Source organism: Rhizobium indicum (assembly GCF_005862305.2).
Lineage (GTDB): Bacteria > Pseudomonadota > Alphaproteobacteria > Rhizobiales > Rhizobiaceae > Rhizobium > Rhizobium indicum.
This window is the reverse complement of record NZ_CP054021.1, coordinates 1,864,104-1,884,701: the sequence shown is the minus strand read 5'-3', so window position 1 is coordinate 1,884,701 and position 20,598 is coordinate 1,864,104. Positions and strand designations below refer to the sequence as shown.

General features: G+C 59.9%; 20 protein-coding genes. 7 read left to right on the top strand and 13 right to left on the bottom strand.

Annotated features, from left to right (window positions below; all coding sequences use genetic code 11):
• The first annotated feature begins 205 nt into the window (after positions 1 to 205).
• A complete protein-coding gene (locus tag FFM53_RS09355; RefSeq protein WP_131628178.1) occupies positions 206 to 2,053 on the top strand; it encodes a methyl-accepting chemotaxis protein in 1,848 nt (615 codons plus the stop codon).
• Here the strand turns inward: FFM53_RS09355 and FFM53_RS09350 are convergent.
• Positions 2,026 to 2,262 (bottom strand): hypothetical protein, encoded by a 237-nt coding sequence (locus tag FFM53_RS09350; RefSeq protein WP_138388067.1) that lies wholly within the window; start codon positions 2,260 to 2,262, stop codon positions 2,026 to 2,028. The two genes, FFM53_RS09355 and FFM53_RS09350, sit on opposite strands and share 28 nt — an antisense overlap.
• Positions 2,263 to 2,352: 90 nt before the next feature.
• On the opposite strand from FFM53_RS09350, the gene FFM53_RS09345 reads away from it, so the two are divergent.
• Positions 2,353 to 3,222: a LysR family transcriptional regulator gene (locus tag FFM53_RS09345; RefSeq protein WP_138388066.1), complete on the top strand. Its 870-nt coding sequence runs from the start codon at positions 2,353 to 2,355 to the stop codon at positions 3,220 to 3,222.
• A 43-nt stretch (positions 3,223 to 3,265) separates the two neighbouring features.
• On the opposite strand, the gene FFM53_RS09340 is transcribed toward FFM53_RS09345, so the two are convergent.
• The 12 genes from FFM53_RS09340 to aceA all read right to left on the bottom strand — a co-directional run bounded on the left by FFM53_RS09340 (position 3,266) and on the right by aceA (position 14,770).
• Entirely contained in the window at positions 3,266 to 4,138 is an 873-nt protein-coding gene (locus FFM53_RS09340; RefSeq protein ID WP_138334338.1) for an ROK family protein, read from the bottom strand.
• Positions 4,135 to 4,890 carry a glucosamine-6-phosphate deaminase gene (gene nagB, locus FFM53_RS09335; RefSeq protein ID WP_138334337.1) on the bottom strand — a complete coding sequence of 252 codons (756 nt, stop codon included), beginning with the start codon at positions 4,888 to 4,890 and terminating at the stop codon, positions 4,135 to 4,137. The genes FFM53_RS09340 and nagB overlap by 4 nt, the downstream gene beginning before the upstream one ends.
• An 11-nt stretch (positions 4,891 to 4,901) precedes the next feature.
• Positions 4,902 to 6,002 (bottom strand): ABC transporter ATP-binding protein, encoded by a 1,101-nt coding sequence (locus FFM53_RS09330; RefSeq protein WP_138334336.1) that lies wholly within the window; start codon positions 6,000 to 6,002, stop codon positions 4,902 to 4,904.
• Positions 5,999 to 6,808 carry a carbohydrate ABC transporter permease gene (locus tag FFM53_RS09325; protein ID WP_138334517.1) on the bottom strand — a complete coding sequence of 270 codons (810 nt, stop codon included), beginning with the start codon at positions 6,806 to 6,808 and terminating at the stop codon, positions 5,999 to 6,001. The genes FFM53_RS09330 and FFM53_RS09325 overlap by 4 nt, the downstream gene beginning before the upstream one ends.
• Complete coding sequence (locus FFM53_RS09320; RefSeq protein ID WP_138334335.1) at positions 6,808 to 7,680, bottom strand: carbohydrate ABC transporter permease; 873 nt, start codon at positions 7,678 to 7,680, stop codon at positions 6,808 to 6,810. Before FFM53_RS09320 ends, FFM53_RS09325 begins: the two co-directional genes overlap by 1 nt.
• A gap of 53 nt (positions 7,681 to 7,733) precedes the next feature.
• Positions 7,734 to 9,026, bottom strand: a complete 1,293-nt coding sequence (locus tag FFM53_RS09315; protein ID WP_138388065.1) for an ABC transporter substrate-binding protein — start codon at positions 9,024 to 9,026, stop codon at positions 7,734 to 7,736.
• 59 nt (positions 9,027 to 9,085) lie between these two features.
• A complete protein-coding gene (locus FFM53_RS09310; RefSeq protein ID WP_138388064.1) occupies positions 9,086 to 10,099 on the bottom strand; it encodes a Gfo/Idh/MocA family protein in 1,014 nt (337 codons plus the stop codon).
• 18 nt (positions 10,100 to 10,117) lie between these two features.
• Positions 10,118 to 10,783: an N-acetylmannosamine-6-phosphate 2-epimerase gene (locus FFM53_RS09305; protein ID WP_246413152.1), complete on the bottom strand. Its 666-nt coding sequence runs from the start codon at positions 10,781 to 10,783 to the stop codon at positions 10,118 to 10,120.
• Positions 10,784 to 10,940: 157 nt separating this feature from the next.
• Positions 10,941 to 11,723: a MurR/RpiR family transcriptional regulator gene (locus tag FFM53_RS09300; RefSeq protein WP_245484625.1), complete on the bottom strand. Its 783-nt coding sequence runs from the start codon at positions 11,721 to 11,723 to the stop codon at positions 10,941 to 10,943.
• A 66-nt stretch (positions 11,724 to 11,789) separates the two neighbouring features.
• Positions 11,790 to 12,929 carry a GNAT family N-acetyltransferase gene (locus FFM53_RS09295; protein WP_138388062.1) on the bottom strand — a complete coding sequence of 380 codons (1,140 nt, stop codon included), beginning with the start codon at positions 12,927 to 12,929 and terminating at the stop codon, positions 11,790 to 11,792.
• A 293-nt stretch (positions 12,930 to 13,222) separates the two neighbouring features.
• Positions 13,223 to 13,459 (bottom strand): SMc00767 family acetate metabolism repressor, encoded by a 237-nt coding sequence (locus FFM53_RS09290; protein ID WP_003545603.1) that lies wholly within the window; start codon positions 13,457 to 13,459, stop codon positions 13,223 to 13,225.
• A gap of 21 nt (positions 13,460 to 13,480) precedes the next feature.
• Entirely contained in the window at positions 13,481 to 14,770 is a 1,290-nt protein-coding gene (aceA, locus tag FFM53_RS09285; RefSeq protein WP_138388061.1) for an isocitrate lyase, read from the bottom strand.
• Positions 14,771 to 14,960: 190 nt separating this feature from the next.
• Here aceA and FFM53_RS09280 point away from each other — a divergent pair, with 190 nt between their 5' ends.
• The 5 genes from FFM53_RS09280 to FFM53_RS09260 all read left to right on the top strand — a co-directional run bounded on the left by FFM53_RS09280 (position 14,961) and on the right by FFM53_RS09260 (position 20,563).
• Positions 14,961 to 16,370, top strand: a complete 1,410-nt coding sequence (locus FFM53_RS09280; protein WP_138388060.1) for a helix-turn-helix domain-containing protein — start codon at positions 14,961 to 14,963, stop codon at positions 16,368 to 16,370.
• Positions 16,371 to 16,495: 125 nt separating this feature from the next.
• On the top strand, positions 16,496 to 17,593 hold the full coding sequence (locus FFM53_RS09275; protein ID WP_064652534.1) for a polyamine ABC transporter substrate-binding protein: 1,098 nt from the start codon (positions 16,496 to 16,498) through the stop codon (positions 17,591 to 17,593).
• An 89-nt stretch (positions 17,594 to 17,682) separates the two neighbouring features.
• Positions 17,683 to 18,825, top strand: a complete 1,143-nt coding sequence (locus FFM53_RS09270) for an ABC transporter ATP-binding protein (protein ID WP_138334327.1) — start codon at positions 17,683 to 17,685, stop codon at positions 18,823 to 18,825.
• A gap of 4 nt (positions 18,826 to 18,829) precedes the next feature.
• On the top strand, positions 18,830 to 19,741 hold the full coding sequence (locus FFM53_RS09265; protein WP_129417974.1) for an ABC transporter permease subunit: 912 nt from the start codon (positions 18,830 to 18,832) through the stop codon (positions 19,739 to 19,741).
• 3 nt (positions 19,742 to 19,744) lie between these two features.
• Positions 19,745 to 20,563 (top strand): ABC transporter permease, encoded by an 819-nt coding sequence (locus tag FFM53_RS09260; RefSeq protein ID WP_129417975.1) that lies wholly within the window; start codon positions 19,745 to 19,747, stop codon positions 20,561 to 20,563.
• The last annotated feature ends 35 nt before the right edge of the window (positions 20,564 to 20,598 follow it).

Here is a 20,598-nt window from a genome sequence, read left to right as displayed (position 1 = left end):
ACGGCCCCGGACTTTCCGGGGCCGTTTCTATTTATTCCGCAGAAATCGCGATCTGGTCGGATTGCGAGCGGCCGCGCGGCCATCACGCAGAGATGATCCGTCAGAAAACGAGACCGATGAATACCTCCGACAACCCTGATTTACGGAGAATCTTCCTTAACGCTTTTAGTCTAATTTAACCTTGGTCTATCTCCCGGGGGTCTCAATGCTGCGCCTTTTCTCTACGTCGATCGTACGCCAGATCGTTGCGATCACGCTGTTTCTGCTGGCGATCAGCACGGCCGCCATCGTCGGCGTGACCTATTACAATCTGAGCCACCATGTCATGGACGGGGCTGTCTCCGATGCCAGGGATGCCACCCGCGCGATGGCCGTCCTCTACGGCGCGGCCGATCAGGCTGCAAAGATCGAGCTGAAGGACAATCAGCTCTCCACTGTCACGGAAGACGCTATTCCCGCCCTTGCCGACCATTCGCTGGTCGACCGCACGGCGCAATCGATCGCCGGCGTTGCGACCATCTTTCAAAAGCAGGGCAGCGACTACGTCCGCATCTCCACCAACGTCAAGAAGGAAAACGGCGACCGCGCCGTCGGCACCAAGCTGGTCGCCGAGCACCCCGCCCAGCCGGTTCTCGCCAGGGGCGAGGCTTATTACGGTCCGGCGGAGCTTTTCGGCCGCAAGTTCATGACCGGTTATTTCCCCATCAAGAACGCGTCGAACGCCAATGTCGGCATTCTCTTCATCGGCATTCCGATGGAGCTCTACTACCAGCGCATGTATGAGCTGCAGATGCTGGTTCTCGGCGTCGGCGCCATCGTCATGTTGATCGTCGGCGTTCTCGCCTTCTATGCGATCCGCCTGTCGGTGAAGCCTTTGCAGGCGCTGACGACCAGCGTCCACTCGATTTCCGCGGGCGATCTCGAAGGGGCGATCCCCTGTGTCGAAAAGAGGAACGAGTTCGGCGACATCGGCCGGGCCTTGGCGCTTTTCCGCGACAGTGCCCGCGCAAGACGCGACCTGGAAACCCAGGCTGCCGAACAGCGCGAATTGAGCGATGCCGAGCGCGCCAGGAACGATGCCGACAAGCGCTCGCTCGACGGCCAGATCGACTTTGCCGTCAACCAGCTTGCCGCCGGCCTCGGGCGCCTGTCGCAGGGCGATGTCTCGCAGACGATCGGCACGCCCTTCGTCGGCCGGCTGGAGCAGCTGCGCGTCGATTTCAACGCTTCCCTCTTGCGGCTCCAGGATACGCTGTCCGGTATCCGTGACAGCGCCGCGACGATCCAGCGCAACAGCGGCGCCGTCTCTGCCTCTGCCGGCGAGCTTTCGAAACGCACCGAGGCGCAGGCGGCGAACCTCGAGGAGACCGCGGCCGCGGTGGAAGAGATCACCGTGACGGTTCGTTCGTCCGCCGAGCGTGCCCGTGAAGCCAACAATGTCGTGGCTGCGACCAAGAAGACGGCCGACAACTCCGGCGCCGTCGTCGGCGATGCCGTCGCCGCCATGGATCGCATCGAGCAGGCTTCGCAGCGTATCGAACAGATCATCGAGGTGATCGACGATATCGCCTTCCAGACCAATCTTCTGGCGCTGAATGCCGGCATCGAGGCGGCGCGGGCCGGAGAGGCGGGCAAGGGCTTTGCCGTCGTCGCCCAGGAAGTCCGCGAACTCGCCCAGCGTTCGGCCGATGCAGCGCGCGAGATCAAGTCGCTCATCGAGACATCGAGCCGCGAAGTGACGGCAGGGTCCGAACTGGTCCAGAAGACCGGCAGCGTCCTTGCCTCGATCAGCCAGGAGATCATCGCGATCAGCGGCCATGTCGAGACCATCGCCACTGCCAGCCGCGATCAGTCGGCCGCCCTGCAGGAAGTCAACGGTTCGGTCAACGCCATGGACCAGATGACCCAGAAGAACGCGGCGATGGTTGCCGAGACGACGCAGGCAAGCCGCCTGCTTGCCGGCGAAGCCGATACGCTGATGGCGCTGATCGAGCGCTTCCGCATCGTCGCAGAATCGGCACCGGCTCATCTCGGAACAAGAAGAGTCGCCTGAACCGCGCAGCCGCAGCGGTTGCGGGATTGCGCTACGGCCTTGCGCCGCCTTCCGAGGTGGAGGTCGAGCGACGTCAGCCAGGCGATAAAGCCAATGAGGCGATTGTTTCCGAACTCGGCATAGAATCTGTCCTCGTCCGCCTTGCAACCGCTTCGCTGGGGATAGTGCCGATAGCCGATGGTGCCTGCTATAGTGATCAAGTCGATCATGACAATGTCCTTTCCTGTGTAAGACATCACCTGATCTAGGCGTCGAATTTCTCTTTATAAACGGGAAAAATCCCGCTATGTTTTTCATCAATGAAAAATGCGAGTTGGGATTCCTATCAGCTTTTCCTGCAGGTGGCCCGGCTCGGCGGGCTGACGGGGGCAAGCACCGCAAGCGGGCTCAGTCCTGCGACCGTCGGCCGGCGTATGCTCGATCTCGAACAGGAGATTGGCCGCGCATTGTTTTCGCGCAGCCAGACCGGATACCGTCTGACCCAGGATGGCCAGGCGCTGCTCGATCACCTGCAGGAAATGGAGGCCGCCGCCCGCAAGGTGGCGGCGTGGCGGCAATCCGGCGAGGGCGGCACGATCGTCAGGGTCGCCGCCGGCACCTGGCTCGCCTGGCTGCTGACCGAGAATTTCGCCGCAATCCGCATGCCGGGCGATGCCTTCGCCATTTCGCTCACCATTGGCGAGGCGCGGGCAAGCCTTGCCTATCGTGAGAGCGATATCGGTATTCGCGCCTTCGAGCCTGAGGAGGCCAATCTTGCCGCACGTCTGCTCGGAGAGGTGGCCTATGCCGTCTATATCAGGCGCAACGCCGCCGAGACCGACGAGCGCTGGATTGCCGTTGCTGAGGAAGAGGCGATATCGGCCTATCTGCGCTGGCCGCACGCCCATGCCGCAACAGGGATCGTCGCCACCGTCAATCGGCCGCGTTCGCTGCCGGATCTGGTGCGCGCCGGCGCCGGCAAGACCGTGCTTCCCTGTTTCGTCGGCGATCTCCATCCCGAATTGCAGCGGCAGGGCGGCGAGTTGCCGGAATTGCGCCACCGGCAATGGATCGTCATGAATGCCGAGGACCGCCACCGACCGGAGATCCGGACGGTGGCCGACCGCATGACCAAGCTCATCAAAAGTTACGCCGATCTCTTCGCCGGAAAACGACCGAGCCGCGGCTGAAGCTCGCCTAACCGCATATCCGCGTACATCCTCCCACCGCTGGTCAGCGCGAATCCTGACCATCTGGGAGAAGTAATCGGCTTGCAAGATCGGCAATTCCGATAACTCCAGCCTGCGCAGCGAGTTTAGCGGGTACTATGTTCGATCTTATGGTGGAAGGGACTTGAATGCTGAGATCGCGAACCAGCTCGATATAGCCTTCGGCAAGGCCGACCCCACCTCCGATCACAATCTCTGCGGGGTCAAGTATAAGTTGAATAGCCCGGCAAAGCATGGCGATCCCACGTGCCGATCGTGCAACGATCGCTTTCGCCCAAGTTTCGTCGTTCCGCGCAGCATTAAAAATGTCGGGGGCGGGCATGGCGCCAAATCCCTGTCGCGCGGCTTCTGCCTGCATCCAGCGCCCGGACACTTGGTCCTCCAGATAGGAGGAGCTATCACCAAAACTTTGCATCAAGCCAAAATGTCCGGCAAGGCCGCCGAGGGGCCGGCCATTGACCACGATGCCTCCGCCCACGCCCGTCGATACCGTCAGGAAGACAAGATCGCCGCCTGAACCGGCGCCATAGCGATACTCACCCCACGCTGCCGCCTGGGCGTCGTTCATTGCGAGTGCGCGCACGCCAAACAAAGCCGAGGTTTTGTCGACCAGAGGGTAGTTTTCGGGTATCCCCAGTGTCTCTGGGTTCATGGCGGACCAAAGCCCATTGCGGATGAAGCCCGTCACCGCAAGGCCGATTGCATCATATTTACCATGCCAACGCTCTGCGGCAGCGTGGGCATTGGCGAGCCAGGTATCCGGTCCGTCAGAACGCTGCGTTGGAACGGTCATCTCCTCAAGGACCTCGGCGTCCGACACGAGCGCCGTCATCGTTTTTGTTCCGCCGATATCGATGGCAAGCACCGGCTGCGTCACGCGTCAATCTCCAACATCAGTATGCGGTCAAGCTCATGGGCGGCGTCCCTGTCCAGCACAATGGTCGTATGGGCATGGCGAGCGAGCGCGGAGCCGGGAACGGCATCTGTTATTGGCCCGGCGAGGCTTGCCGCAACTGCGCTGGCCTTCTCGATGCCGGTCGCCAGAACAACGATTCTCCGCGATTCTAAAATAGTGCCGATTCCCATCGTGATGGCATGCGTGGGTTGGCGTGAGCCCGGTGCGAAATAGCGCGCATTGGCTTCCATCGTCGAGGCTGTCAGCGCAACCCGCCGGGTGCGGGTGTCATGCGGGGATCCCGGTTCGTTAAAGCCGATGTGGGCGTTGCGGCCAAGGCCGAGAAACATCAGGTCGATGCCTCCACGCGTTGCAATCTGCGTTTCGTAGCGCGTGGCCTCCGCGCTCGCATCCGCAACTGAACCGTCCGGAATATGGATATTTCTCTGCATGAAATCGATGTGCCGGAACAGGTTTTCACGCATGTAGAAGGCATAGGATGCAGCGTCGGTGCCTGGAATCCCAAGATACTCATCAAGATTGAAGGCGTGGGCACGATTGTAGCAACCAAGGCCGTTTCGAAAGTCCTCAATCAGACGAGCGTACACCCCAAGCGGCGTCGCTCCCGTCGGCAAGCCGAGCGCGCTGTCCGGCTTTTCTTCGACTTGCCGAAGTAGAATTTCCGCGACGATGGCAGAGGCTTCGTCGACTGTATCCTTGACGATGATTTCCATGCTTTTTCCGTTCAATTCAGGCGTTGTCCAGTCGCGGCGTCGAAAAGGGACGCTTTCTCGGCCGCTATCTGCACCTTGATCGTCTGCCCAGGGGCGGTGCTCCCGGTTTCCAGCCTGGCTGTCGCCCTCTGTCCGTTGATCGATAAAGTGACGTTGTCCTCAGGGCCTGTCGACTCGACCAGGTCGACGATGGCGTCATGACCCTCCTCATCGTGACGGGCCAGCTTTATGTGTTCCGGCCGCAAACCAAGGATGACGTCTCCCGAAATGCCTTCGGAAAGTCCTGGCAGCGGAAGAGGCAGTTTCCAATCCTTTCCATCCGTGAAGATCACTGCAGTCCCATCCATAACGAGGCGGCCGCTGATAAACTGCATGGACGGCGAACCGACGAACCGGGCCACAAAGGTGTTGGCCGGTTTGTGATAGATCTCATAGGGTGAGCCGATCTGCTGAATATCGCCCTTGTTCATCACGACAATTCTGGTCGCTAGCGTCATGGCTTCGATCTGGTCGTGGGTCACATAGACCATTGTCTTTCCGACGCGCTCGTGCAGTCTCTTGATCTCGGCGCGTGTCTCGACACGCAACGTCGCATCGAGATTCGACAGCGGCTCGTCAAAGAGGAAAATCTTCGGGTCGCGCACAAGAGCCCGTCCGATGGCAACACGCTGGCGCTGGCCACCCGAAAGCTCGCGCGGCTTCCGCTCGAGAAGCGGTTCAATTTGCAAGAGGCGTGCGACCTCCGACACCCTTTGCGAAATTGTCTCACGCGAGAGTTTGCGCATCCGCAGCGGAAAGCCGATGTTCTGCGCAACCGTCATGTTCGGGTAGAGCGCATAGGATTGGAACACCATTGCGACATCGCGCTCCCGTGTCGGGATGTGTGTCACTGGTCGACCCTCGATCACGATTTCTCCCGAGTCGATCGAATGCAGACCCGCGATCGCATGCAGCAGGGTGGATTTGCCGCAGCCGGAGGGGCCGAGAAGGACGACGAATTCGCCTTCATCGACCTCGACATCAATCCCTTTCAGCACCGAGATCGGGCCATAGGATTTGGTGATTTTCCGTAGGGAAAGCGACTGCTTGCTGGCCTGGATCATGCCGGTCATCCTTTTATACTTCCGAGTGACATGCCACGTACGACCTGGCCTTGAACCAACATGCCGAGAACGAGCATCGGCAGCATGACAAGCGTTGCGGCTGCCGTCAGCGGTCCCCACTGCACCCCCTGAAAAGTCAGGAACGAGGTGATGCTGACGGGCAGTGTCTGGGTGTCCCGCCCGGTCAGGACGAGGGCGATGAAGAACTCATTCCAGGTAAACAGCACACACAGGATCATCGTCGCGACGATGCCGCCCTTGGCGACCGGCAGGAACACGTTCCAGAAGATTGTCAGTTCGCGCGCACCGTCCACTTTTGCCGCGTCGCGCAGCTCCTTTGGTATGTCCTCGAAGAAGGTGATGAGCAGCGATATGGCAAAGGGCACATTGATGAAGGCGTAGACCGCAATGATCACCCAGTGATTGTTGAGCAATTTCAACTGCGCGGCTAGAAAATACGTGGGAATGATGAAGATCAGGGGTGGTGCTATCCTGAGGCTCAGCACGAACTTTTCATTGCTGCGGCGCACCGGTTCTTCCTGTGCCACGAGCCCATAGGCGACAAGCGCACCGATCGCCACCGATATCGCGCTTGCCGTAATGGAGATAAGGACGCTGTTCATGAAGGCACGAATGAAGACGCCATTGTTGAGAACGCGCTGGTAGTTCTCCCAGGTCGGTTCGAAGAACCAGACCGGTGGGATCGCAAAGGCGTCCTTCGTCGTCTTTACCGATGTGACGACCACCCAGTAGAGCGGAAACAGCACGACCACGATGAGGGCGAGGATGGCGATATAGAAGGCCATTTTGCGCATCATACGGCTCCCCGCGCTTGAGCCTTGAAGGCCAGGTTGTACAGCAACAGCAGCGCGACATTGGTGAAGATCGTCAACACCATGGCAACGGTCAGGGCGTAGGAAATGTCGAAATTGGTGAATGCCGAAATATAGCCGTAGAGATTGAGTGTTTCCGTCGATAGCGCTGGCCCGCCGCGGGTCATGATGTAGAAGATGTCAAAGGTCTTCACACTGTCGATGGCGCGGATGAGGGCGACGACAAGAAGCGCACGGTGAAGCGCGGGCAAGGTGAGGTGCCAGAGAACCTGCCACTCCCGAGCGCCGTCGACACGCGCGGCGTTTTGCGGATCGCCCGGCAGCGCTTCCAGTGACGCCATCGTCAAGAGCACGACAAAGGGTGTCCATTGCCAGATGTCGGCAATCATCACTGAGAACAGGGCGACGTTTGGATTGCCAAGCCAATCGACCGGACCGAGATGAAGCAGGGACAGGAGGTAGTTCGCCATACCGCTCGACGGGTCGAACATGAAACGCCATGTCAGCCCGACGACGATGGGCGTCATGACGATGGGCACGAGCATGATAGCTCGCGCAATCCTCTTGCCATGAAATTCCCGGTCGAGCAGCAAGGCGACGAAAAGGCCGATGATCAGTTCAATGGTCGTGGCCACCACCGTGAAGAGGACCGTGCGCCAGAGAGCATTGAGGCCGCGTGGGTCGAGCAGAAGCCGCAAGTAGTTGTCCAGCCCGATGAACTGTTCCTGCCCTGGCCGCATCAGACTGATATTGTGCAATGTCAGCCACACGACATAGATCGTGATGACCACCGAGACCGCGCCGAAAAAGGCAATCACCGGCTGATAGAAAAGCTTTGTCGCGTCGTTGAGCATAATGATCCCCGCAGTGTAGCCACGTCCGGAAATCCGGACGTGGCGCCCGTTTGTTAGCGGGCGAGTGCTGCGTCGTTGGCCGTGTTGGCTTCCGCCAGTGCGTCCTTTGCCGAAGCGGTGCCGGCGAGCGCCTTGGATACGGCGATACCAGCATTGTTGATGATTTCGTTCGCAGCAGTGACAGTCGGCAAATATTGCGGATTGCCCTGGTTGATCGAAGCCAGCATCGCTTCCTTGAAGGCTCCGTAGCGCTTATTGAATTCATCCGAATTCAACGCAGCTTCAGACGTGACACCGGAGTTGGGCGCGATGCTAAACGACTTGATTTGCTGCTCCTTCGCCGTTGCCCATGACACAAATAGCCATGCCGCTTCCTTCTGGGCGGAGGCCGAAGTGATATAAAGGCTGTGCACAGCGAGGGACGATGAGCCACCCTTCAATGCGTCGGTCTGTTTGGGAACCGGCACGTAGCCAACCTTGCCGACCACTGACGACACAGCCGGGTCCTCGTTGAATGCTCCGTTGACCGTTGCATCCATTGTCATGCCGGCCTTGCCCTGCTGGAACAGAACGTGGTTTTCTTCCCAACCGAAATTGGCAGCACCGACGGGACCGTAGTCGCGTAGGACTTTTGCAAAAGCATCGAGCGAGGCGGCGGCCTCTAGCGTTCCAAGGGCTGATTTCCCATCCTTGGTGAGGAATTCGCCGCCGTAACCCCACAGCCAGCCGGCCCAGACATAGACGTTCTGGATACCTTGGGCGCCACGCATGGTAATGCCTGCGATCTCGCCGTTGGACTTTTCCTTGATGGTCTTGGCGGCGCTGATAACCTCGTCAAAAGTCTTCGGCGGGGTGAGACCGTATTGCTCGAACAGATCCTTGCGATACATCAGGAACGTGCTCTCGCCGTAAACCGGCAGGCCGTAAAGTTTGCCGTCGACAATATTCGTGTTGAGGTAGCCGGGCACGAAATCGGCGCGGTCCAGATGTTTGGGCAGCTTTTTCGCCAGATCGTCGAGTGGATCGATATAGCCGGCCTTAACGAAGCCCGGAATATAGATGATATTGTTCTGGACGACATCGTAGCGGCCAGAGCCGGAGGAGAACTCCAGGAGCATCTTGGCGGTGATGTCGGATTCCGGGATGACCTCGAGTTCCACCTCGATGCCGGTCTCCTTGGTGAACTCCGGTAACAGCTTCTGAATGCCGTCGGTTGTCGGGTGGCCTTCCATCAGAACCGCAATATGCGTTCCCGCATAGGGCTGATCGGCGTTCTCAGCCATTGCCGGCAAGGCCGATGAGGTCGCAAGTGCAAGCGTGAGTGCAAGTAGTTGGCGTCGTTTCATGTCATTCCCCTTTTTTGAACTATCCATGCGTTGCATTGAATTGCTTGATCGATGATGCGCTAGAGTCTCTCCACCTCGCCGCTTTCCGCCGAGCGGATGAGGGCTCGGGTCAATTCCAACGAGCGAATGGCTTCCTCGCCGCTGGCCACCTGAGAGGGGCCGCCGTCAAGCCATTCGAGAACGCTGGCAAGCTGGAGCTTGAGGTCGCCGCCAACCCGATTTTCGACGATCGGCCAATGCTGGGTGTCGATCTCGCGCGATGTCTGGTTGTCTGCGAAATAAAGGCCGCTATCGCCGCACTGCACTTCGAATGAACCCTCGGTGCCGATGAGTTCCATGCGTGCGTCGATCATGTGGCGAGCGCCGGCAGGCAATGACCAGGCGCTTTCAAACGTCACGACGGTTCCGCCCGAGAAGCGTACGACCGCCGCGATCGTATCCTGCGTGCCAAGCGATCCGAGGAGAATGTCAGTCTGCTGGGCGTAGACGGAAACCGGAGTCTGACCCTCGAGCATCCAAAGCACCATGTCGACATCATGCACTGTGACATGCAGTGCGAGCGGCAAGGTGCCGCCGTAGCGCTTGGGGCCTTCGGTGCGGGCGCTGTTGCGGCGGGCATAGATGTGAATAGGCGTGCCGATCTTGCCCGACGTAATCAGCTCGCGCGCCTTGTAGTAGCGTGGGTCGAACCGAAGCAGATAGCCGACCCCGAGCTTGACGCCTGCCGCCTTGCACGCCGCGACGATCTTGGCAGCATCTTCCATGGTCGAGGCGATCGGTTTTTCAACGAAGAGATTTATGCCCTTTGCCGCAATGGCGAGCGCCGGATCGAGATGAAGGTGATCCGGGGTGCAGATACTGACCAGATCAAGCTCTTCGGCAGCCAGCAGTTCCAGGTGGGAGCTGTAGGCTTTGACGTTGCCGCGCAACCCACCTGCCAACGCAGCGGCGCGTCCGATGTCGCTATCGACGACGGCGACGAGTTCAGCGCGGGGTTCGTTTGCGAAAATCGAAGCATGCATCGAGCCCATGAAGCCGGCTCCGATCACGGCAACGCGAAATTTCCTTGTCATCTGCTTTCTCCATTGAATTCAGGCGTTGTGCGCGCGCGCACCGGCCACAGCATCCGCAAACCGCCGCGTGATCACATCCGGACGGGTGATGGCAGAACCGACCACGACAAATGCTGCGCCATATTCGATGGCTCTGCGTGCATCGGTTGGTTCCCAGATGCGGCCCTCGGCCACAAACGGGATGCCCGCGCGGAAAAGATCTTCCATCAGCTTAAAATCCGGCGCCTCAGTCTGTGGCGAATAGGGCGTGTATCCAGACAGGGTCGTGCCCGCGAAGTCGGCACCTGCGGCAACCGCCGCCCGCCCTTCGTCCAAGGTGCTGATATCGGCCATGGCGATCCGGCCCGCCTGATGCACCGCCTCGACAAGGGCAGCGACGCTGCAGGGTCTTGGTCTTGCCGTGGCGTCAAACGCCACAATGTCTGCGCCCGCCTCGCAAAGCTGGCGAACGTCTTCCAGCGTAGGTGTGATGTAAATTTCTGAATCCGGATGCTCGATCTTGGTAATGCCGATGACGGGGACGTTGACGGCATTTCGCACGGCGGACACATTTGCGACACCCTCGATACGAACCGCCTTCGCGCCGCCCAACACCGCCGCCTTGGCAAGTGCCACAATGTGATCTGTCGGCTGCAAGGGGCTGCCGTCAGCCGCTTGACAGGAAACGGCAAGTGTTCCGCGCAAGGCTTCAAGGATGCTCAAGTTCCAATACCCTTCGTCTCAAATTCGAGGTCACGGTATCATAGTGAAATAAACCGTCAAGAAATTATTTATGATGAAAATTTCCGCCAAACCGTAAGAGCAAAAAATCGACCCGGCGAAAAGGGCGCTCGCAGGGGTCTTAAACGTTACGGTCGGTAACGCTTTGGGCGGTGTCGAGAATGGTAATAAGGCGGTCCGGCTCAGCCATCGTCATATAGGACGCCAGAGCATCGACAATCAGTAACTGGCTGATCTTCGAGGGAAAGGCGCCCCCCGTAAGCGGTGTCTCTGGCCAGGATGCCAACAGCACATGCGTGCACGTGGCTGCCAGCGGGCTTTTCGATCGATTGGTGATCCCGATCACGCGTGCGCCTCTCGCATGCGCAAGCTCGGCAATCTTGACTGTATCGAGGGTCGAGCCCGAACTTGAAATCAGGAAATAGACATCAGCGGGATTTGAGGTGGCAGCAGCCATCGTTGCCAGATGCGCGTCGCGGGCGATATGTGAATGCACACCCAGGCGTGCGAGCTTGTATTCCAGATATTGCGCTGTGATCGCCGAAGCGGCGACGCCAAAAATCTCGATGTGTTTTGCCTGCAGCAATTCCTGGGCAACGGCTTGTATTATGCTACGGTCGAGCAGCCGCTCGGTTTCATCGAGGGCCGTTCTTGCTGTCTCCACAAGGTTCTGAACCGGATCTCCCGTTGATATCGGGACGCTGGTTTGGCTCTGTGTCGCCAACTCCTGCGCCAAAGCCAGCTTGAAATTTTGGAACCCAGTGAATCCCAGTTCACGGCAGAACCGCATCACGCTGGCTTCCGAGGATTGCGCGTCTTCTGCAAGCTCGGTGATACTTTTGTAAAGCACCGCCTGCGGGTCTTCCAACGTGTAATCTGCGACACGCTGTAGCGCGCGCGTCATGTTCGGAGCGCGTGAGCGAATGCTCGCAACGAGAGCCATATGCGGTGTCGGATTCACGTCATGTCCTTAAAAATGTTCTCCGACCCAGGGGGGCGGGCCGGAAAATATGCGGTCGCATGCCATTACGCCATCACGATCACCGTTTATCCACCCCGCTCTTGCAAGAAAACTCGCGGAGCGAAAGCCGCTATAGAGAGTTGCAAGATGTTCACTTGCGATTTTCACGATGGGTGAGCCGGCTTCATGCGTTCGGCAATACGGTGAGCCGTTTTCGATGGAGAGCGATAGCGTCTCGACCTGATCGCCCTTCATTATCTCCAACGTGACCTGCTCGGTCACTGAGTTGTAGCCACGTGCCAGAAGCGCGTCCCTTGCGGAAAGGACCCGCATTAGAAACTCCTCCTGATGGACGAGACGCCATCCCTTGTCCGGCATCGCGAAAACCAACTTGTCCTGCGCTGAACCGTGCCACCGCACCCGCGGGTATACGGTCGAGAATGTCCCCAAAAACCGCAATATGCACCGAGCCGCCCGTCCCGACAGCGCCGCCCAATCCCGGATGATCATACATTCGGGATTGATCGTATCGATGATCACATACGCAGCGTCCTCGTCGAAGACGTAAATGGATGTCGGGGGATCCGGCCACGTCAAAAGAAGGGACCATTGTGCCGCACTACGCTGCAGATTACCTGCCTCCACCACGCATTGTCGCTCATGGATAGAGGCTAGGGTCGGCAGCGCGGCAGGCAGCGTCATCTGACGGCAATGGTACTTTTCCTTGATTTTATAAAGCTCTGACGTTTCCGCTTCGTAGACAATTTCCGATCCGGCCAATTCATATCCGCCTCTTCGATAGACGGGGCGGGTTGATGCAAACAAGGTTGTCAGGAGGGCGCCTCTGCTGGCAGCGATCGCACCTGCATCCTCCAGGATGGCATCTGCGAGACCCAGGCCGCGATATTCGGGTAGAATGGCCACATGTGCAATGTTGCATGCTGGCACGGCTCTACCACCGAACCAGTGCCCGGTGGCGATGAGAGCGAATACCGCCGCCGGCCTATCCTCATGGTCGGCGATATAGAAATTTTCGAGGCCCACCTTGCCCACATAGGCTTCAGTCTGTTGCACCGTAAACCCGAAGGACGTTGCGTAGGCCTCTACGATGAAATCCGCATCTTGTGTTGCTGCAATACGTGATGTCATGTTTCGCCTTGGTGATAATTGCCAGAAAAATTGAAACTCTGAAAAATATTTTTATATGAGCGATGCGGAGCTGTCGAGGGCCACCGCAGCTGATCTGAACGGCCCTTAATTTTCGATCCGGCAAAGGTTAACCGATGCGGCACTGTGACCACGCATCGTGCGACCCGGCGCGCAAGCCCCAGATCGGGATGAGTTTTCGAAAAGGATGAGCGCCCACGCGTCTCTCTGACGCGCAGGCGCTTTGATTGAGCAATGGGGCCGACGTCATCGGCCCCGCTACTGGCCGCTCTTCGTCAATGTCGGTTGGTGACGACGACGGGGATCAGCAGGTCGCCCCAGTGGCCGTCGCCGCCATGATGACGGGCCGAGCGCACCAGTTCGACCGAGACGCCGGCCTCGACGGCCTTCATGACCGATTGGTTCAGCCGGTGCAGGTCGTTGGCGAGCATGCGGATCGTCGTCTGCTGATCCTCGCTCATGCTGCTTGCCTGCTCCTCGGCCCGTTCCCTGACGCGTGTAATGGATGCCATGATCTTCTCCTCCTCTTCGAGTTATTCCGCAGCCGGTTTGAACTGCGCATGTTCGGTCGAGCCGTGCATCGCTGTCGTCGAAGACCGGCCGCCGGTGATGGCGAGCGAGACGGCGTCGAAATAGCCGGTGCCGACCTCGCGCTGATGTTTGGTAGCGGTATAGCCATTGACCTCGGCGGCGAATTCCGCCTGCTGCAGCTCGGAATAGGCCGACATCTGCCGCTGCCGGTAGCCGCGCGCCAGTTCGTACATGCCGTAGTTCAGCTGGTGGAAGCCGGCGAGCGTGATGAACTGGAACTTGTAGCCCATTGCGCCGAGTTCGCGCTGGAACCGTGCGATCGTCGCTTCGTCGAGATTCTTCTTCCAGTTGAAGGAAGGCGAGCAATTATAGGCGAGCAGCTTGCCGGGATGGACCTTGTGCACGCCTTCGGCAAAGCGCCGCGCCTGGTCGAGGTCCGGCTTCGAGGTCTCGCACCAGATGAGATCGCAATGCGGCGCATAGGCGACGGCGCGCGCGATACAGGGCTCGATGCCGTTTCGCACCTGATAGAAACCTTCGACCGTACGGCCGGCATCATAGTCGACGAAGGGCTGGTCGCGTTCGTCGATGTCTGACGTCAAGAGCTTTGCCGCTTCCGCGTCGGTGCGGGCGATGACCAGCGTCGCAACGCCCATGACGTCGGCGGCAAGCCGCGCGGCGTCGAGATTGCGGATATGGGCGGCCGTCGGGATCAGCACTTTGCCGCCGAGATGCCCGCATTTCTTCTCCGAGGCGAGTTGGTCCTCGAAGTGAACGCCCGCGGCACCCGCCTCGATATAGGCCTTCATGATTTCGAAGGCGTTGAGCGGTCCGCCGAAACCTGCTTCCGCATCGGCAACGATCGGCGCGAACCAGGTCTCGACGGAAAGTCCCTGGGCTTCCGCGGTCTCGATCTGATCGGCGCGCTGCAGCGTGCGATTGATGCGTTTGGCAAGTTCCGGACCGGCATTGGCCGGATAGAGGGACTGGTCGGGATACATCGCCGATGCTGTATTGGCGTCGGCCGCCACCTGCCAGCCGGAGAGATAGATCGCCTTCAGCCCGGCGCGCACCATCTGCATGGCCTGGTTGCCGGAAAGTGCGCCGAGCGCATTGACGAAATCCTCCTGGTGCAGGAGCCGCCACAACCGGTCAGCCCCCATTTCGGCCAGTGTATGACGGAGCGCCACCGAGCCTCTGAGCCGCTGCACGTCTTCGGCCGAGTACGGTCTCTCGATGCCGTCGAAGCGGCCTGCTGATGTGTTTGGGACAAGGTTGTAAAAATCCGTCATGCTGCTCTCCTCACTAAAAGCCCGACAAAGGGTGCTGCGTGACAAGATTGACAATTCGGTGCGTTATGACCAGAAAAACCTTTGATTTCCGGGGTGGAAAGAGGTTAAGATGAGGAGGATTGACAGAGTGGCGCTGTGAATTTGTAAATGTTTGTAAATATGGCGCTCCTTGCCTGTCAAAGGATGTGACATGGCGGAACGGAAGATATTCGCAGGCCCGAAAGTCAGGCGCATCCGCAATGCGCTGGCGCTGACGCAGACCGCCATGGCCGAGGCGCTGGAAATATCGCCGTCCTACCTGAACCTGATCGAGCGCAACCAGCGACCGCTGACGGTGCAACTGCTTCTCAAGCTTGCAAGCGTCTACAGGGTCGATCTGGAAGAGTTGCGGGGACAGACCGGCGGCAGTCTCGGCCAGCTCAAGGAGGTCTTTGCCGATCCGCTGCTGTCCGGCGAACTGCCGGGTGATCAGGAATTGGTCGAGGTGGCCGAGGCCGCACCCAATGCCGCGAGCGGCATGATCAAGCTCTACCGCGCCTATCGCGAGCAGGCGGCAAGGCTGTCCGATCTGACGGCGCTGATGGCCGCCGAAGGGCATGCGCCGGTCGCCGCCGGCCGCTTGCCGCTGGACGAGGTGCGCGAGACGCTGGAGCGCAGGTCCGGCTATTTCGGACAGATCGAGACGGCGGCGGAAACCTTTGCCGCAACGCTCCCCGGCGGCCTCGATCTTGCCGCCGGGCTGAAGGATTGGTTGCGTTCCGAGCGCGGCATCGCGGTGCGTGTCTTGCCCGTCCATGTCATGCCGGATCTGCGCCGCCGTTTCGATCGCCATTCGATGCGGCTTTTCATCTCGGAGCGCTTGTCACAGGCCGACCGTGCGCATGAGATATCAATCGAGGCCGCGACTCTCGCTTTGCTGCCGGCAATCGATGCCGAACTCGCCGATCTCTCGCTCTCCTCCGCCGAGGCGCGCCGCATCGCCCGTTTTGAGCTTGCCCGCATCGCCGCGCTGGCACTTGCAATGCCCTACGAGGCCTTTCTTTCGGCGGCGAAAGCGACGCGCTACGATATCGATATTCTGCGTGCGCGCTTCGGCGTCTCTTTCGGCCATGCGGCTGCGCGCCTTGCCATGCTGCAGCGCCCAGGCGCGGCCGCCATTCCCTTCTTCCTGATCGAAATCGATGCCGCCGGCCACCGGCTGCGCAGGGCGGGCGCCCAGGGCTTTCCGCAGGCCCGTTTCGGCGGCGGCTGTCCGAAGCTCAATATCCATGCCGCCTTCCTGCAGCCGGGCCAGATCCTCGCCGAAACGGTCGTCATGCCTGACGGTGCATCCTTCCTGACGGTAGCCCGCACGCTGGAGGGACCGTGCGTCGAATTCGGCGAAAGGGTCAGGCGCACCGCGATCCTGATCGGCTGCGATGCTGCCCTTGGCGAGGGCGTGGTCTACGGGCAGGCGATGGCGCTCGATCCGGTCGCGATCGGTCCGGCCTGTCGCCTTTGCGAGCGGCGCGGCTGCCTTTCCCGGGCCGAGCCGCCGGTGACGAGACCGCTCGGGCTCGACGAGATGGTGGCAGGCCTTAGCGCCTTCGATTTCCAGTGATTGTGAAATCATTGAGGGCGCAGGATTTTGCGCTTGTGGGCTGTGAAATTCCTTCTTAGTCTGCGTCGAAAACCAGAGGGAAAAGATGCTCCGGGTGCGGAATCTTTGAACAAACAGGAGAAGTCATGAGGTCAACCATCCTATGCGTGACGGCCGCCGCCGTTACCGCACTCCTTGCTGCCGCGCCGGCCTATGCGCAGGAGCGCGTGGTCAACGTCTACAACTGGTCGGATTATATCGACGACTCCATCCTGACCGACTTCACCAAAGAAACCGGCATCAAGGTCGTCTACGACACCTTCGATTCCAACGAGACCGTGGAAACCAAGCTGCTTGCCGGCGGCACGGGTTATGACGTCGTCGTTCCCACAGCCGACTTCCTGCAGCGCCAGATCCAGGCCGGTGTTTTCCAGAAGCTCGACAAGTCGAAACTGCCGAACATTTCCAACATGTGGGATGTGATCCAGCAGCGCACCGCCGAATATGACGCCGGTAACGAACACGCGGTCGATTATATGTGGGGCACGGACGGCATCGGCTACAACGTCAAGAAGGTCGCTGAAATCCTCGGTCCCGATGTCAAGCCCGGCCTCGAAGTGATCTTCGATCCAAAGGTCGCCGAAAAGTTCAAGGATTGTGGCATCTACGTTCTCGACACACCGAAGGACGTCATCTCCACGGCGTTCCGTTATCTCGGCCTCGACCCCAACTCCACAAAGGCTGAGGATTTCAAGAAGGCCGAAGAGCTGCTGACGGCCGTCCGCCCCAATATCCGCAAGTTCCACTCGTCCGAATATATCAATGCGCTTGCCAACGGCGACATCTGCATCGCCTTCGGCTATTCCGGCGACATGCTGCAGGCTCGCGACCGTGCGGCCGAAGCCAAGAACGGCGTCGAGGTCAATTATTCGATCCCCTCGCAGGGCGCCCAGATGTGGTTCGACATGATGGCGATCCCCGCCGATGCGCCCCATGTCGCGGAAGCCCACGAGTTCCTGAACTACATGATGAAGCCTGAGGTCATCGCCAAGGCGAGCGACCACACCTTCTACGCCAACGGCAACAAGGCTTCGCAGCAGTTCGTCAGCAAGGAGATTCTGGAAGACCCGGCGATCTATCCGACCGAAGAGGTGATGAAGAACCTCTTCACGGTCAAGCCGTGGGATCCGAAAACGCAGCGTCTGGGGACGCGCCTCTGGACGAAGGTCGTCACCGGCCAGTAATTCAGCCTTGGGCCCGGACGGAAACGTCCGGGCCTTTCAATTACCGGCCGGGGTGGAGGCCGGCAGAACCTTGTATTTCGGGGAATAATATGAAGTCTCTCGGCAATATCCGCCGCGCTTTTGCGCCTTGGACCGATCCGTCTGCAAAACCCTTCATTGCTTTCAAGAATGTCACCAAGCGCTTTGGCGATTTTACCGCCGTCGACGATCTGTCGCTGAACATCTACCACCGCGAGTTCTTCGCGCTGCTCGGCGCTTCGGGTTGCGGCAAGTCGACGCTGCTGCGCATGCTCGCCGGTTTCGAGCAGCCGACCTCGGGCGAAATCGTTCTCGACGGCACCGACATGGCCGGCACGCCGCCCTACAGGCGGCCGGTCAACATGATGTTCCAGTCCTATGCGCTTTTCCCGCACATGACGGTCGAGAAGAATATCGCTTTCGGCCTGAGGCAGGACGGCATGTCGAAGGACGAGATGGCCGAGCGTGTCTCGCAGATGCTGAAGCTGGTCAAGCTGGAGCAGTTCGCCTCCCGCAAGCCGAACCAGCTTTCCGGCGGCCAGCGCCAGCGCGTGGCCTTGGCCCGTTCGCTTGCCAAGCGCCCGAAGGTGCTGCTGCTCGACGAGCCGCTCGGCGCACTCGACAAGAAGCTGCGCGAGGAAACCCAGTTCGAACTGATGGACCTGCAGCAGAACCTCGGCCTCACCTTCGTCGTCGTCACCCACGACCAGGAAGAGGCGATGACCATGGCCGACCGCATCGCCGTCATGAGCCACGGCAAGGTCGTGCAGGTGGCGACGCCGGCGGAGATCTACGAGGCGCCGAATTCCCGCTTCGTCGCGGATTTCATCGGCGACGTGAACATCTTCGACGGCAAGGTCGCCTCATCGGGCAACGGTACCATCGAGATATCAATCGACAGCGGATTCAGCGTGCGCGTCGCCGCCGCCGAGACACCTTCGGCCGGCAGCGCCGTCGGCTTCGCCATCCGGCCGGAAAAGATGCGGGTCGGGCGCACGCCTCCCGCCAACGCTTCGGTCAACGCCGCCAGGGGTGAACTCTGGGACATCGCCTATCTCGGCGACATGACCGTCTTCCATGTAAAATTGCAGAGCGGCACTGTCGTCAAGGCCTCGTCCCTCAATGCGCAGCGCTCCGTCGACGACCCCTTCACCTACGATCAGGAAGTCTGGGTCTCCTTCGATGAGAACGCCGGCATTCTGCTGAAGGATTGACATCATGGGCAAGCTCACGTCCGGCCTCTACAATCGCCTCGTCATCGCCATCCCCTATACTTGGCTGCTGCTCTTCTTCCTGGCGCCCTTCTTCATCGTTTTCCGCATTTCGCTGTCGACGACGGCAATCGCCATGCCGCCTTACGAGCCCGTCTTCTCGCTTGCCGACGGTTGGGCCGGGCTCTGGAGCAAGATCGGAGAGCTCTCCTTCGACAACTACAGCTACCTCACCGAGGACTCGCTCTATTTCAATGCCTATGTCTCGAGCGTGGTGATTGCCGGGATCTCCACCTTCCTCACGCTGCTGATCGCCTATCCGATTGCCTATGGCATGGCACAGGCGCCGCGCACCATCCGCCCGACGCTGGTGATGCTGGTCATCCTGCCGTTCTGGACAAGCTTCCTGATCCGCGTTTATTCCTGGATCGCGATCCTGAAGCCGGAAGGGCTTTTCAACCAGCTTCTCCTGTCGCTGCACATCATCGACAGCCCGCTGATCATCCTCAACACCAATACCGCCGTCTATATCGGCATCGTCTATTCCTATCTGCCCTTCATGGTGCTGCCGCTCTATTCTGCTCTGGAAAAGATGGACGGTACGCTGATCGAGGCGGCGCAGGATCTTGGTTGCACGCCGATCAAGGCCTTCTGGCGCGTCACCTTTCCGCTGTCGATCCCTGGCGTGGTGGCCGGCTGCATGCTGGTCTTCATTCCCGCCGTCGGTGAATTCGTCATTCCCGACCTGCTCGGCGGTTCGCAGACGCTGATGATCGGCAAGACGCTCTGGAACGAATTCAATGCCAACCGCGATTGGCCGGTCTCCTCGGCGGTAGCAACGATCCTGCTGATGATCCTGGTGATCCCGATCGTTTTCTTCCAGAACGCCCAGGCCAAGGCCGAAGAGCGGGGGAAATAAGTCATGCTGAGATGGACCCGTTTCAACATCATCTCCGTCACGCTCGGCTTTGCCTTTCTCTACCTGCCGATCGTGCTGCTGGTGATCTTCTCCTTCAACGAATCGAAGCTCGTCACCGTCTGGGGCGGCTTCTCCACCAAGTGGTATGTCTCGCTGCTCTCGAACCAGGGCCTGCTCGACGCCGCCTGGGTGACGATCCGTGTCGGCCTGCTGTCGGCAACGGCCGCAACCATCCTCGGCACGATGGCGGCGCTGACGCTGGTGCGCTACACGCGCTTTCGCGGCCGCATGCTGTTTTCGGGCATGATCTACGCGCCGCTCGTCATGCCCGACGTCATCACCGGCCTGTCGCTGCTGTTGCTCTTCGTCGCGATCGGCTTCGACCGCGGCTTCTGGACCATCACGCTGGCGCATACGACGCTGACCATGTGCTTCGTCGCCGTCGTCGTGCAGTCGCGCCTGTTGAGCTTCGATCAATCGATCGAGGAAGCGGCGCAGGATCTCGGCGCGCCGCCGGTGCGGACTTTCTTCGAGATCACCCTGCCGATCATCGCGCCGGCTGTGCTCTCCGGCTGGATCCTTGCCTTCACCCTGTCGCTCGACGATCTGGTGATCGCCAGTTTCACATCGGGGCCGGGCGCCACCACGCTGCCGATGAGGATCTACAGCCAAGTGCGCCTCGGCGTGACGCCTGAGATCAATGCGGTGTGCACGATCCTGATCGCGATCGTGACCGTTGGTGTCATCTGCGCCTCGGTCGTCACCAAGCGCCGTGAAATTCAGCGCCAGCGGGACGAGCGTGCGGCAGCCGCCGGCGCTTGAGCTAGAGCAATTCCAGGAAAAGTGCGAAGCGGTTT

Coding starts and splice junctions, on each gene's coding strand:
- FFM53_RS09330 (WP_138334336.1), bottom strand. CDS start 6,002: ATGACCGGCATGATCCAGGCCAGCAAGCAGTCGCTTTCCCTACGGAAA.
- FFM53_RS09270 (WP_138334327.1), top strand. CDS start 17,683: ATGAAGTCTCTCGGCAATATCCGCCGCGCTTTTGCGCCTTGGACCGAT.
- FFM53_RS09315 (WP_138388065.1), bottom strand. CDS start 9,026: ATGAAACGACGCCAACTACTTGCACTCACGCTTGCACTTGCGACCTCA.
- FFM53_RS09290 (WP_003545603.1), bottom strand. CDS start 13,459: ATGGCATCCATTACACGCGTCAGGGAACGGGCCGAGGAGCAGGCAAGC.
- FFM53_RS09310 (WP_138388064.1), bottom strand. CDS start 10,099: ATGACAAGGAAATTTCGCGTTGCCGTGATCGGAGCCGGCTTCATGGGC.
- FFM53_RS09295 (WP_138388062.1), bottom strand. CDS start 12,929: ATGACATCACGTATTGCAGCAACACAAGATGCGGATTTCATCGTAGAG.
- FFM53_RS09280 (WP_138388060.1), top strand. CDS start 14,961: ATGGCGGAACGGAAGATATTCGCAGGCCCGAAAGTCAGGCGCATCCGC.
- FFM53_RS09320 (WP_138334335.1), bottom strand. CDS start 7,680: ATGCTCAACGACGCGACAAAGCTTTTCTATCAGCCGGTGATTGCCTTT.
- FFM53_RS09265 (WP_129417974.1), top strand. CDS start 18,830: ATGGGCAAGCTCACGTCCGGCCTCTACAATCGCCTCGTCATCGCCATC.
- nagB (WP_138334337.1), bottom strand. CDS start 4,890: ATGGAAATCATCGTCAAGGATACAGTCGACGAAGCCTCTGCCATCGTC.
- FFM53_RS09300 (WP_245484625.1), bottom strand. CDS start 11,723: ATGACGCGCGCGCTACAGCGTGTCGCAGATTACACGTTGGAAGACCCG.
- FFM53_RS09345 (WP_138388066.1), top strand. CDS start 2,353: ATGAAAAATGCGAGTTGGGATTCCTATCAGCTTTTCCTGCAGGTGGCC.
- FFM53_RS09260 (WP_129417975.1), top strand. CDS start 19,745: ATGCTGAGATGGACCCGTTTCAACATCATCTCCGTCACGCTCGGCTTT.
- aceA (WP_138388061.1), bottom strand. CDS start 14,770: ATGACGGATTTTTACAACCTTGTCCCAAACACATCAGCAGGCCGCTTC.
- FFM53_RS09275 (WP_064652534.1), top strand. CDS start 16,496: ATGAGGTCAACCATCCTATGCGTGACGGCCGCCGCCGTTACCGCACTC.
- FFM53_RS09350 (WP_138388067.1), bottom strand. CDS start 2,262: ATGATCGACTTGATCACTATAGCAGGCACCATCGGCTATCGGCACTAT.
- FFM53_RS09355 (WP_131628178.1), top strand. CDS start 206: ATGCTGCGCCTTTTCTCTACGTCGATCGTACGCCAGATCGTTGCGATC.
- FFM53_RS09325 (WP_138334517.1), bottom strand. CDS start 6,808: ATGCGCAAAATGGCCTTCTATATCGCCATCCTCGCCCTCATCGTGGTC.